Here is a 13622-nt window from a genome sequence, read left to right on the forward strand (position 1 = left end):
GGCGGTGAGCCTCCTCGGCGAATTGCGCGCCTGCGGAGTCTCACCTGTCCCGCTGCTCCCGCAGGAGTCTCGCGCCTTCCACTCCAATCAACATTGTGTTCAAAATCAACAATATTCTTTAACACAGCCTTTTTAAAAAGAAATTATTTCGTCCCAAATAACCGGTCGCCGGCATCGCCCAGGCCTGGCACGATGTAGCCGTGGTCGTTCAATTTCTCATCCAGAGCGGCGATGTAAATATCGACGTCCGGATGCTCCGTTTTCACGGCTTCGACGCCTTCTGGTGCGGCAATCAAGCACATAAATTTGATATGTTTCGCACCGCGCTTTTTCAAGGCATAAATCGCATCAATCGCGGAGCCGCCTGTTGCCAGCATTGGATCCACGACGATGAAGTCGCGCTCTTCGACGTCGCTTGGAAGCTTCACATAATATTCAACCGGCTTTAATGTTTCCGGGTCGCGGTATAATCCGACATGGCCTACCTTCGCGGCCGGAATACATTTCAACATTCCGTCCACCATGCCAATTCCAGCACGTAAAATCGGAACCAACCCTAGTTTTTTCCCTGACAACACCTTTGATTTTGTTTTACACACTGGTGTTTCAATCTCGATATCTTCAAGCGGCATATCCCTTGTGATTTCAAACGCCATCAATGTCGCCACTTCGTCGACGAGCTCGCGGAACTCCTTTGTTCCGGTATTAATATCCCGTATGTACGTAAGCTTGTGTTGGATAAGCGGATGGTCGAAGACGTATACCTTTGCCACAATAATCGCCCCTTTTACTAAAATTATTCAAACACTCCGTACTATTTTACAGAAATAAATTGCAATGAGCAACTCGTAGCCTGTCTATTGAAAGAAAAACTTGCCGACAAATGCCGGCAGGTTTTATGCAACTCCGCTGAGTAAATCTGGTTCTTTCTTATCGACTACAACCGTCAAGACGGCGCCTGCCATGATGAACACGGCAAAGACAATATTTTTCAGCGAGAAGTCGCCGTGTAAGAATAACACGTCTAGAAAAATCGCAAAGGCAACGTAAGAGATATTCAAGGACATCGCGCGAACAGGACCGATGAGTTTAATCGCTTGATAATAAAATACGTAAGAAAGTGTGCCGAACATGGCGATGAGCGCAATAAACCAGAAGGTCTTTGTCGTTGCTACCTGCACGGTTAGTGAATGGCCGACAAAAATCGGAATAATAATCACCGCAAAGATTACTGCTGAGGTTAATTGGCGGATGAACAGCGCCTGCAAGGGGCTTACTTCATCGTCCTTCATCCCGTATGCAGAAATCACCGACTCCATGCCCCAGCCAAAAATACAGAAAATGATAAAAATCAGGCCAATTGATACCGAGGTGCCGGTAATTAAATTGCCGGAATAGCCCAGGGCAATCGTGAAACCGATACTCGTCAGAAGCCCGAGCCAGTTTTTCAAAGAAAGTCGGTCCCGTAAAATTAAGAAGGCAAACAGCGCGCCGACGGCCGGAAAAATCGATGAAATCGATGCGGTGAACGATGGACCGATTGACTGCACCGATAAAACATAGAAGGTCATCCCGACCGGACCGCCAAGCGTGGCGGCAACTACAACCCACCAGCCGCTTTTCGTCCTCAGCTTGCGAAAGGCTGTGCCGAGTTCGCCTCTGACTGCCATTAACAGCATCATCCACAAGGAAGAGAACGTGTCATGCAAAAAGGTACTTAATAACGGCGCCGCTAAGAGAATATCGTTAAATTTTAAAAATGTGGTCGAAGATAGGGCATAGCCAATTAAAATCGTGTCAATTGCCCATGTTAATCCTGCACCTAAGCCAATCGCAACGCCTTTTGCATTAAATTTTTCCAAATTCCTCTGTCCCCTTAAACTGATCTTGGTATTGCTGTAAATTGCTTTGTGCACGGGTAAACCGCGTGAAGGCGTAGGAGCCAAAATCTTCGCCGCCGGCTTCCTTCATCAGTGCCCAGATTGTCCATAAGAAATCTAGGAAAATCTTATTCAATAACAGCTGCTGCAGGTTTGCGCTCGTGATTTCGCCGTTGAAGTATTCAAGCAAGAACAGCTTTTCCTCAGCAGGAGATAGTTCCGCCTCAATGATATAGCCGGCGACATCCCAAAGCGGATCGTTCATGCCAGAAAATTCCCAGTCAATCAAGTACATCTGCTCTTCCCCGCTCTTGACGAAGTTTTCCGCCAGCGGGTCATTATGGCAGGGAACAAGCTGCACCTGTAAGGATTGATAGAAGGCCTCTAGTTCGAGTACCTGTTGTTTCACTTTGGCATGGCCATCGAACAGCTTTCCATTTAATGCGGACAAAATGGTTTCATATTCGGTTATTTTTTCAAATACATCAAACCGGGAGCTGAACGTCTCCCCAGAGGTATGCAGAGTATTAAAAATCCCCGCTACCTTGATAAGGTTATCTTCCCGTGTGCCTGTCTTCGGATTGAGTGTTTCCGCATCCGGGATAAAGCGGGCAATCTTCAAGCCCGTTTGTTCATCGAAGTAAATCACCTCAGGATTAATCCCAAGCCGGCTGGTAATCTCCGAATTAACCTTCTCTGCCAGCCGATTAATATAATGCTCGGTTCCTTTTCCCGGGATCCTCACTGCCAATTGATCCGTGCTGGTGGTGACCTTATAATTCCGATTCGTTAAGCCGCCAAGTACTTCGACAGCGGTCACCTCTTCTACGCTGATGTTCAAAGCCGATGCAATGACTTGCTTCAGCTCTCTTTCTTTAAAATCAGCTTCTTTCTTTTGGAGGGATGGGTAGATGTTATCAACCACTTTAAAATGATGCAGATAGCTATCAATTTCGGCCCAAATCAAATCAGGAATCTTTAAAAAACCAATCTCTATTTTTCTAGATACATCTAAGAGTAAGTACTCGTAATTTACATATGGATTTTTATTGTTCTTAAATAAACGGAGCATTTCCATGTACACGTCATAAGAAATCTTCGTAATCCCCGTCATCTCGCCGTCAATCCGGTTTAATTGGTGAATGTCCTTGGAGATTTTATACAGATGATTGTTCTGAATTTCGATGAATGCCTCATCGCCCAATCCACTTTCTTTTGTCACCAGAATGCAGTCCCGTTCAGGGTGGTTAAGCAGGTCATAAACCGCCGTTTCCTCGATGAGAATATCATCTTCAAACAGAAGGAAATCATCAGTAATCAAGTCATTCGCCTTGGCAAGCGAGGCCATACTTCCCGTCCACAAATACCTTGGATTTTCAACAAAGTGCAGATTGCCATTTCCTTTTAAAAATTGCGCTTCGGCAAAGGCCCCTTTTTGATAACCGGTGACAATGATGATTTTTTCAATCCCGTTATTCTCTAAAATCGCAATGTTTCGCTCTAAAAGGGTCGTATCCTTGATGGGAAGCAGGCAGGCCGGTAAATCAAATTCTGACTTTTCCCCTGCGGCGAGGATGACTGCTTGTTTTACCGTTTTCCTTTCATTGCTGTACAGCTTGATTTTCGTTTCATGAAGCTGCTCTACCTCACTTTTCAGAAATTCAATACCTATTTCAGTAATGAGATAGCTGTGTTTATTACTCGATTTTTCAATCGTGATGTACTCTTCTTCAACTAAGTCATTCAATGTATAATTTACTTTTCCGATTGAAAGATTGCATAAATCAGCTAATGCTCGTTGACTAATTTCCGGTTCCTTTGAAATCAGTTCTAATAGACGAAATTTGTACATAGTGCGATTCAACTCCACCTTGTTCAATTTTTGAACAATAGAATCATACCATATTTTTTTGGGAAGTACAGATGTCTTTTTTAAAAATAAATCGACATTTTTTTTCAAGAATCGACTACGATGAAGCGAAAAATCGGCCTTCGTAGTGAAGGCCGATGGGTAACGTTTAATATTCCGGATAAAGGGTGAAGTTACTTGTTAATGCTTCAACGCGTTTACTCGCCTCTTCAAGCTTCGCTGCATCCTCATGGTTTTTCAACGTAAATGCGATGATGGAGGCAATTTCGTCCATTTCTTCTAGACCAAAGCCGCGGCTTGTGACAGCGGCTGTACCAATACGGATACCGCTTGTGACAAACGGGCTTTGCGGATCGAATGGGATCGTGTTTTTGTTCACGGTGATGCCAATTTCATCAAGCACCTTTTCGGCTACCTTGCCTGTTAAGCCAAGGTTCTGGACATCGACCAGCAGCAAATGGTTATCGGTTCCACCAGAGACAAGCTTTAGGCCTTCCTTTTCAAGGCTTTCCGCTAAGCGCTTGGCGTTAGCAATAATGTGCTCCGCGTAATCTTTGAAGCTTGGCTGTAGGGCTTCGCCAAAAGCAACGGCTTTAGCAGCGATGACATGCATCAGCGGACCGCCTTGGATCCCAGGGAAAATCGATTTATCAATTTTCTTGCCATATTCCTCTTTGCAAAGGATCATCCCGCCGCGTGGACCTCTTAACGTTTTATGCGTCGTCGTCGTCACGAAATCGGCATACGGCACTGGATTTTGATGCAGGCCTGCGGCAACGAGTCCGGCGATGTGAGCCATATCGACCATTAGGTATGCGCCGACTTCATCGGCAATCTCACGGAACTTGGCAAAATCAATTTCACGCGGATAGGCGCTGGCACCGGCAACAATCATCTTTGGCTTGTGCTCAAGCGCTTTTTCACGGACAACATCATAATTGATGCGGTGCGTTGTTTCATCGACACCATATTCAACAAAGTTATATTGAATACCGCTGAAGTTAACCGGACTGCCGTGTGTTAAGTGACCGCCGTGGGAGAGGTTCATGCCGAGAACGGTATCGCCCTGCTCAAGAACGGTAAAGTAGACGGCCATATTGGCCTGTGCCCCGGAATGAGGCTGGACGTTCACATACTCCGCACCGAAAATTTCTTTGGCACGGCTGCGGGCGAGGTCCTCGACCACATCGACATATTCACAGCCGCCGTAGTAGCGGCGTCCTGGATAGCCTTCTGCATATTTATTGGTTAAAACGGATCCCTGTGCCTCCATAACCGCTTCGCTGACGAAATTTTCTGAGGCAATTAATTCAATTTTACTGCGCTGACGGCCTAATTCTTTCTGAATCGCTTGATATACCTGCTCATCCGCTACTGACAAATGCTTCATATGATAAATCCCCCTTAACACTATTTACATATTGTGTGAAACCGCAAACAATTTGAAAATTCCCTCTCCATTTTAGCACGTTTTTCTTTTATGTAAAATTTAATATGGTGCCTGACACCTTCTTCCATTAAAAGGGAAATGGTGCCTGACACCAAGGACGTTTTTAAGAACAGCTTGAGTTTTCTTTGTTTCGTTCATAGACGGCTCTGGCGCCGCCAATCAGTTTTGGGCGTACTTTAGCCAGGGTTACATAGGCTTGGCCGATGGTTTTTTGCTTGACGCGGATTGGTACTGCTACATGTTTCAAGTGCATGCCGATGAGGGTGTGCCCGATGTCGATCCCTGCATCTGCCTGGACGAACTCGACCACAACAGCATCATCCATTTGCTCAAACGCATACGTCGCCATCGCCCCGCCCGCCTTCCGGACAGGAACAACGGAAACTTCGGCTAACCGGCGTTCCTCTGCCGTCTTACGCTCAACAACCAGCGCCCTGTTTAAATGCTCGCAGCATTGAAAGGCGAGTTGGATCCCCAGCTCCGCCTGAAGCTTTTTCAACCCGCGAAAAATCATTTCGGCAACTTCGATGGTGCCCGAGGTGCCGATTCGTTCGCCGATGACCTCGCTCGTGCTGCAGCCAATAACCAGCAGCTGCCCTGGCTTAAACGCTGCCTGCTCCTTGAATTCCGTTAAAATCGCTTCCAACTCTTTTTCCCATTCGTGAATCATCATCGGCACATCCCTTTCAATACGGCTGTTTTCTAACAAATTGTTTGCTTCCAAGGAATCGAATCAGCAAATCTACCTTTTTTCAAAAAATATCTTAAAAATTACGTGAAGGTGAGCCTTTTTCAGCCTCCCCCTCATGTTTATTTACCCAAAAACCTAGTCTATTTGCGAAAAAGCAGCGCTTATCTATGAACTTTCCATTTTTCCCCGAAGAATCTGCTCTTATTTGCGAATTTTCCTGTCTTATTTGCGAATTCACCTGTTTTATTTGCGAAAAGTTCGCTTTTATTTGCGAATCGCAAATTTATTAGTAAACTCAAGAAAGTTAGAGATTCTTTTCTTCATATTCAGTGATTTTGCCGACGCGGTCCGCATGTCGTCCGCCCTCAAATTCCTCAGTCAGCCAGATTTCGGCAATATCTCGCGCCAAGCCAGGCCCAATTACGCGTTCACCCATCGCGAGCACATTTGTATCATTATGAGCTCGTGTTGCTTTGGCACTAAACGTGTCATGCACTAAGGCACAGCGAATGCCTTTCACCTTGTTGGCGGCAATACTCATGCCAATACCAGTGCCGCAAATCAAAATCCCTCTATCAAACTCACCTCTTGCCACCTTTTCGGCGACAGGGAGCGCATAATCCGGATAATCTACCGATGTTTCACAATCACAGCCAAAATCAACATAGTCAATCTTTAATTCATCCATTAAATTGGCGATTTCCTTGCGAATATGGATGCCGCCATGATCTGATGCCAGTGCTACTTTCATGTAAAAATCCTCCTGTTCCATTCTTAGTCTTCATTTTATTTTGACATACCGCCCTAAAAATATAAAGATTCATGAAAAATAAAGGCTTCGTGTTTAGCAGAGGCACCTGTATCTGAGCTGTAAGCATAACATAAACGCCCGCTATTAGAGCGCAGGCCAAACCATCAGCATAAAATAAAAGCTCTCCATTTAAGCAGAGAGCTCCCATTCAGCATTACGGTTTTAATTTTTCGATTGCTTTATTGATTAATTCTTCCAGCTCGCGGAAGGTTTCTTGATACATTGCGAGGCTCCCGCCGTAAGGGTCAACGACGTCAGGATTGAATGGTTCGCCGCTGTATTCCTTTAAGGTAAAAACCTCAACGCTTGCCTGTGGATATTGCAGCAGGATCGCCGCTTTATGCGAGGCAGTCATCGTTAAAATCAGGTCGGCCCATTCCACCTCTGCTGTGGTCAGCGGGGTTGAGCGATGCTGATGTGAAATCTCGTTGTCGCCGAGTACTTTCTTGGCATGCGCTGATGCCTCACTGCCGGTCGCGGCATAAATCCCCGCCGATCTGACTTCAATGCCATCTAGGTTTTTATTTTTCAAAATTGCTTCCGCCATTGGACTGCGGCATGTATTGCCCGTACAGACAAACAAAATTCGCTTCATAAAAGCCTGCCCCCTTTCCTTCTTATCATTATGTCCCAAATTCCCAACAAGTTCATCATTGGTGCCTGACACCCTTAACATGTTCGTGGTTTCTAGGAACTAACAAATGGTGCCTGACACCCATAATACGTTCGCGTTTTCCAGGAACTAACAAATAGTGCCTGACACCCTAAATAATTTAGCGATAGGTTATAGCTTGTTTACCCAATTGCTCCCAGCCGCGTTTGAAGGCACTGATTGTGACTTTGCGGTTTTTGGTTACGGACAATGGGTCATTGAAATAAATATATTTGCTGTCATAGCCTGTGATGAGGACACTGTGTTCCTTATAAGTAATGGAAAGCTTGCCAGTCGGCGTATTCCACGTCTGCCAATATTGTGATGGGACGGTGTCATACCATGAGGTTACAATCACCCAGACAGGCTTGCCGTTATTCAGCTGCTTATAAATCTCTTCAAACCGGCTGCCGCTAAAATCGACGACCCGATTAGGCAGATATTTCTCTGCTAGCTCCGCGATTGGCCCGTGGTAAACGCCGAGACCCGGCTTCGAAAAGCTATACATATCACCGACAAACCCAGAATAAGGATTGCCGAAGTAAATTTGTCCATTCCTTGTTGAATACGGGGTCGGATCCCGCCGCACCTGGGATGCTAATGTCATTTTGTTCGCCTTCACACCGGCATCTTGGAGCATCATCGCAAGCGAGGTAACTTCACAGCCGCGCGGGAGCTCCGGCATTTGCGCTATCAGCGGGGCATTAAGCTGCACCGATGACACAGCACCGCTGCCGCCAAGGTAATACCTATCCCCTCCGCTTTGAATCCAGCCCGTTTTCATCGCGCCATCCGAATTAAGATAGTACCATTTGCCGCCATCAAACACCCAGCCGACTGCCATCGCGCCGTTTGCCGCCAAATAGTACCATTTGCCGCCGCTCGATAGCCAGCCGGTTTTCATCGCGCCATTACCAGCTAAATAATACCAGCGGTTCCCATCCTTTATCCAGCCCGTTTTCATCTTTCCTGATCCATCCAGATAATACCATTTATTACCATCCAACACCCAGCCGGTCTTCATCACCCCTGCGCTATCAAGGAAATACCATTTGCCACCGCTCGATAGCCAGCCTGTCAGCATGGCTCCACTATTTTTGAAAAAAAACCACTTGCCTTTATCGAGTAACCAGCCTGTTTTCATGACCCCGGTTTGGTCAAGATAGTAGCGGCTCCCGTTATCGGTAATCCAGCCTGTCTGCTTTTCGCCATCAGGACCATAGTAATACCAAAGCCCGCCCGCGCGGACCCAACCAACTGCTGCCACTGTTACTTCGATTGCATATGTATTTCCTGCCCCGTCATCCGCCGTAATATTGAGAATCGTGTTTGCAGGCTGCTTCAATATCGCCGCTTCAAACACGCCTTCCGCATTGGCTTGTGTGGTGCTGAGCAGACCCTGTTTATTTTCCACCTTGATGGCGGCATTCGGGAATGTTTTTCCTTTGATGACTGTCGTTTGAGTTGTTACTTTTTCTACTAATTGAATTTCCTCTGAATTATTTATCCTTACCTGCGTTTCTGCTCCCGCTAGTTTTGGAAAAAGAGCTTGAGAGATTACCAGCAATGTAAGGCAAAGATTGATCCATAATTTCCGTTGCACCGTAGTTCCTCCCCTGTTAGATTTAATAGATTGCTAGGTAAAAAATTTACCAGCTACTATTCTATCATAATTACAGGGGATTTTGGAAAATTGAAACATTTATGGCATCGGATGCTTTACCCGTTACTAGAACGGTATGAGTAGCTTTAAGCCAAAACAGAGTGGAATCAAAGGCTCGAACCCTTACCAGAACGGTATGAGCAGCTTTAAGCCAAATCCGAGCAAAATCGCGCCGCCAAGTGCTTCACTGTAGGTCCCGATCCAGCCCCGGACCTTTCTGCCCAGCAGTAATCCGGCCCAGGTTTGCATGGTGGCAACGATTCCAAAGCATAAAATCACCATAATGGTTTTTGCACCGTAGATGCCCAAGGTCAATCCGACGGAAAAACTATCAAGGCTAACACTCAAGGCAAATAACAATAAGCCGAAGCCAACCGGCGTAATGACTTTTTCCTCCCCTTTTTTAAAGGTTGACCAGACCATTTGCACACCTAGTACAATTAACAGCAGCCCGCCGATAAAGGTGGCAAACGCGCCAAATTTTTCTGATAAATATTTGCCGGCTATTAGTCCAACAAGCGGCATCCACACATGAAATAAGCCAATCATCAGGCCAATATTAAAAACCCTCCGCAGCGGCAGTTTGTACATCCCCATGCCAAGCCCAACCGAGAAGGCATCCATCCCCAGTGCAAATGCCATTATAACTAGTGTAAGTATTTCGCTAACCAATTCAGACATTCCGTCCCCGCCCCCTTGGACTAACTAACCTAAGCATATGCACGTCCAAACTGTTTTAGAAGCCAATCTCGGGAAACGGGGCGCTTGCCGTCACTCCAATTTTGCAAAAAAACACCAGTCCCCGCTAGGGGAGCTGGTGTTTAGTAGATGAGCCCGCTTGCCGGCGCCAAGACTCGCATTGGTATATTCGCGAAGATTGAGGACGGAGAAAAACGTGCGGCTTACGTATCGCTTATTCCGTAATGAAAAAACAAGCCGATTTTATCAAGGCTAACTTATACCGTAATGAAAAATAAACGGAATTTTTCCTGTGTGACTTACGGCTAGCTTATTCCGTAATGCTCTTATTCCCAGCCGCTTTCTGGAGGCGGTTCATGATGGCATCGCCTACTCCGGTGTGCGGGAACATTTCACTAAAAATAATATCCACGTCAAGCCGGTTAAAGCGGCGCAGTGTTTCATAAAGGGCAGCGGCAACCGTCTCAAGCTCCGCCCTCCTGCCGCACGCCAGGACATAATCTGCCTGATAGAAAGATTCAAGCTCCTCCGTCGTCAATACCCCGACCCGCAGTCCTTCCCGCTGCTTTTCTTCTACTAAATGCTGAAGAAACTCACGGGTGCCTGACACCATAAAAAGCGGGGCATTTGGGGCGTAGTGGCGGTATTTCATTCCGGGTGCTTTCGGCTTAGCTCCCGCTTCCGTTAAGGCTAGATCGACGCTAACCTCACCAATTACAGCTTCGAGCGCTTCTTTCGTGACGCCGCCGGGTCTTAGGATGACCGGGATTTCCTCGGTGCAATCGATAACCGTTGATTCAACGCCAACCCCTGTCGGTCCGCCATCAAGCACGGCGGCAATTTTTCCGGCTAAATCATCGATTACATGCTCTGCCTTCGTCGGGCTCGGTTTGCCTGAGCTGTTAGCACTTGGCGCGGCGATTGGCAGACCGCACTTTTTCAACAACGCTAGGGCCACGGGGTGATCCGGCATCCGCACCGCAACTGTCGCAAGCCCAGCCGTTGCCTTTTCTGACAAAACGCCGGCTTTCTTTTTAAAAATAATCGTCAACGGTCCCGGCCAGAACTTGTCCATCAGCACTTCCGCCTTAGCAGAAATCTCGGTAACAAATCCCTTGAGCTGCTGTTTTTCGGCAATGTGAATAATTAACGGATTATCCACAGGTCTGCCCTTTGCCGCAAAAATCTTCGCAACGGCTTCATCGCTCTCTGCGTTCCCTCCGAGTCCATAAACCGTCTCTGTCGGGAGCGCAACCACTTCGTTTTCCCGTAAAAAATGGGCTGCATCCACAACTTGTGGATTACTTTCTAAATTATCCACATACTTATCCACTTTCCAGATCTTTGTGTTCATTGTTATCCACCTTCATCACAGCTGAGTCATTTATCGAAATTTGACGAAAATAGTCACTTAGACCGATATTTTTCAATCAATACGTTTGAAAGTATAAAAGAAGGCGGGGATAAAAACAAGTTTTATCCACAAATTGTGCATAACTTTCCAGTAAAAGTGGATAACTTTGTGGATATATCCACAATTAGAGTGAAAAATTTAAAAATAATGAGTTATCCACATTTAAAACGTGGCGAATATGTTCTAAGTGATAAAATGACAGCGGCAGATCGCCGCGGCCAATCGGCTGGAAACCCAGCATTTCAAAAAGTGCCAGTGCGGCACCTTTATTTGTTGCCAAAAATAAACTATTCAACCCTTTCTCGTTCGCTAATTGCACCATTTGATCAAATAGAACTAGAATTTCCTTTTCAGCTTGTCCCGGCGAAACAACCAGCGACCGCAGCAGCCCTGAATCTGCGATTACCTCCATGCCAAGCGTTCCCCGGAGCGCGCCGTCCTCATCCTCTAATAGCAAGAAATTACCGATGGTCTCTACCGTCAGCCCATCCGTCCCAAGATTTGCTCTTGAAAGAAACTCTTGTAAATGGCCCAAATCTCCTCCATCAGCCTTACGAATTAATGCCTGCATCCCATCCACCTCTTTTTTAGCCGATCGGAAAGTATAACTTTCCGATCAGGCATAAGTGCAACTACGCCTCATGAACCGCCTAACGGCTCGCCAGTCGGCGAGTTTTCTTTAGATTCTATTCTATGAATATGAAAAAGTAGGCCAAATAGAACAGCCGGATTCAGGAATCTAGTAAATATTTTTTATTCGCATTCACGTTGGAGCTGGATTCAAAAAACTAGTTCAAAGTGATCCACACCTAAATTTTTGTAGCCCAAGACAAAAGCCAGTCCTTTTATCCAGGAACTGGCTTAATAAAAAATCTTTTCCCACATCTCGACGACAAAGAATTTCACCTTTACCGGTGCTTCATCTTCAACGGTGTACACTGGCGCCGCTTTTTCCTTTTTCGGCTGCTTTTTTTCTAGCGCAGGTTTATTCGCAACTTTCGACTTTTCCGTTACCCTCTCTTTATCAATGAATGCCGGCTGGCTTGCAGCCATCACTTCCACGTCTGAAGCCTTCTCATGGGCCATTTCCACTTCTTCAGAGTCCTTCTTCGCCTTTTCAGGAGCCCCTTCCACTTTTTCAGAATCTCTTTCCCCAGCCTTCGCCGTTTTTTGTTTTTCATCAAAGCCTTCACTAACGGCATCCCCATTTGAAAAATCAAGGAAGCACAACGGCGGATACAGTACGCACCACCAATTTGCTCCTTCACCACTGCCAAGCGTAATCAAAATCGCTTGATACTTGCCCGCCGGGTATAAATACTGGCCGTATAATTTCGTCGGAAACTGGACTTTTGCGAATTCTACCTTTACCGGCTGATCTGCCCCTTCCTCGAGGACTACTTTTTCGGCAATCGCTTGAATTTCCGGGAGCTTCGCATTGATGACGGTTCTTGCTTTTTCCATTGAAGTTAAATCCTGCACCCAGAGAGTAATCTGAGCGTTAACGGCATCGCGGACCTTCCGTTTAATCGCCTGATCTGTTTCAAAATCACTATTGGCGAGAATCCTGAGGCGAATCGCCTCCCCTGGAATCACAATCGATTCCTTCTGCGCCGCTTCCGTTTTTGGCATATATAAACTCAACATCGTTGCAAACGATAATACAATCAAATAGCCCCAAACTGCTAATTTACTTCTCATTTCCAGCACCGCCCCTTCACTATCAACATTGTGGACAAAAGACAAGAATCTTAAACTAGTAAAATTTGATATTTTTGCAAAGAGCAATAAAAGTTTTTTTTGTAAAAAAAATCATAAATATGAGGAAAATGGCGAATGATGATAAATAAGAAAAACTCCACAATTCATGCAGGATCATTTTTAATAAGGAGTTGGGTTTTAGAATGGCATTTATGGAAGGAATTAGAGAATCAAGAAAGGGCGCGCAGCTGATTATCGACGGAAGTGACATGATGTCTAAAGCAGTTGTTGATCACTTTCTCTTTACATGGCAATGGTGGTTCGGGATTGGATTATTTGTTGTCCCGTGGATTATTTGGCTCCTGCTTCGGAAAAAGGAGAGTACAGGAAGGTTACTTCTTGCGGGGTTGATCACGATGATATTAGCACTAATTATTGATCTGATTGCAGTTGAAGTAGGGTTATGGCGCTATCCGATGAAATTTTCACCTGTTGCCCCAATGTTACTGCTTCCTTATCATTTTTCGTTGGTCCCAGTGGCGATTATGTTTGTGCTGCAAATTAAGCCAAAAGCGAATTCACTGTTAAAAGGGGCGATATTTGCTGCCCTCGCCGCTTTTGGGGCGATGAAGTTTTTTGTCTGGATTCATTTTTACGACCCAAAAGACTGGTTGTCCATTTATGACTTTTGTATTTATTTATTTTTATTCTATGTAGCTTATTGGTTCAGTAAAATTGGCGGCTATCAATCCATAGCTGAACAATAATTGTTTTATAGGGAACCGGAAAAG

General features: G+C 45.7%; 13 protein-coding genes. 1 reads left to right on the forward strand and 12 read right to left on the reverse strand.

The genetic code is table 11. The features are described from left to right. Positions 1-143: 143 nt before the first annotated feature. From upp to spoIIR, 12 genes are all read right to left on the reverse strand, one after another. Positions 144-773, reverse strand: coding sequence for a uracil phosphoribosyltransferase (gene upp, locus AA980_RS16470; protein ID WP_024030601.1), 630 nt, complete (start codon positions 771-773; stop codon positions 144-146). Positions 774-896: 123 nt separating this feature from the next. Next, a complete protein-coding gene (locus tag AA980_RS16475) occupies positions 897-1862 on the reverse strand; it encodes a DMT family transporter (protein WP_024030600.1) in 966 nt (321 codons plus the stop codon). Beyond that, on the reverse strand, positions 1849-3732 hold the full coding sequence (locus tag AA980_RS16480) for a phosphotransferase (RefSeq protein ID WP_024030599.1): 1884 nt from the start codon (positions 3730-3732) through the stop codon (positions 1849-1851). Before AA980_RS16480 ends, AA980_RS16475 begins: the two co-directional genes overlap by 14 nt. A 166-nt stretch (positions 3733-3898) precedes the next feature. Then, positions 3899-5140, reverse strand: coding sequence for a serine hydroxymethyltransferase (gene glyA / locus AA980_RS16485; protein WP_024030598.1), 1242 nt, complete (start codon positions 5138-5140; stop codon positions 3899-3901). A gap of 163 nt (positions 5141-5303) precedes the next feature. Then, positions 5304-5870 carry a TIGR01440 family protein gene (locus AA980_RS16490; protein WP_034724952.1) on the reverse strand — a complete coding sequence of 189 codons (567 nt, stop codon included), beginning with the start codon at positions 5868-5870 and terminating at the stop codon, positions 5304-5306. Positions 5871-6195: 325 nt separating this feature from the next. Beyond that, the gene (gene rpiB, locus AA980_RS16495) at positions 6196-6642 is read right to left on the reverse strand and encodes a ribose 5-phosphate isomerase B (RefSeq protein WP_024030596.1); all 447 of its coding nucleotides are present in this window, start codon (positions 6640-6642) and stop codon (positions 6196-6198) included. A 214-nt stretch (positions 6643-6856) separates the two neighbouring features. Beyond that, entirely contained in the window at positions 6857-7297 is a 441-nt protein-coding gene (locus AA980_RS16500) for a low molecular weight protein arginine phosphatase (RefSeq protein ID WP_024030595.1), read from the reverse strand. 178 nt (positions 7298-7475) lie between these two features. Continuing rightward, entirely contained in the window at positions 7476-8957 is a 1482-nt protein-coding gene (locus AA980_RS25855; protein WP_024030594.1) for a C39 family peptidase, read from the reverse strand. A 183-nt stretch (positions 8958-9140) separates the two neighbouring features. After that, the gene (locus tag AA980_RS16510; RefSeq protein ID WP_024030593.1) at positions 9141-9698 is read right to left on the reverse strand and encodes a manganese efflux pump MntP; all 558 of its coding nucleotides are present in this window, start codon (positions 9696-9698) and stop codon (positions 9141-9143) included. 328 nt (positions 9699-10026) lie between these two features. Beyond that, positions 10027-11070: an L-threonylcarbamoyladenylate synthase gene (locus AA980_RS16515; protein ID WP_024030592.1), complete on the reverse strand. Its 1044-nt coding sequence runs from the start codon at positions 11068-11070 to the stop codon at positions 10027-10029. 184 nt (positions 11071-11254) lie between these two features. After that, entirely contained in the window at positions 11255-11701 is a 447-nt protein-coding gene (locus AA980_RS16520; protein WP_024030591.1) for a GNAT family N-acetyltransferase, read from the reverse strand. Between the two features lie 290 nt (positions 11702-11991). Next, complete coding sequence (gene spoIIR, locus AA980_RS16525) at positions 11992-12831, reverse strand: stage II sporulation protein R (protein ID WP_024030590.1); 840 nt, start codon at positions 12829-12831, stop codon at positions 11992-11994. A gap of 203 nt (positions 12832-13034) precedes the next feature. Between spoIIR and AA980_RS16530 the strand changes: the two genes are divergently transcribed. Next, the gene (locus tag AA980_RS16530) at positions 13035-13598 is read left to right on the forward strand and encodes a CBO0543 family protein (protein ID WP_024030589.1); all 564 of its coding nucleotides are present in this window, start codon (positions 13035-13037) and stop codon (positions 13596-13598) included. Positions 13599-13622: the final 24 nt, after the last annotated feature.

The sequence above is a fragment of the Neobacillus vireti genome, assembly GCF_001026695.1.
GTDB lineage: Bacteria > Bacillota > Bacilli > Bacillales > Cytobacillaceae > Neobacillus > Neobacillus vireti.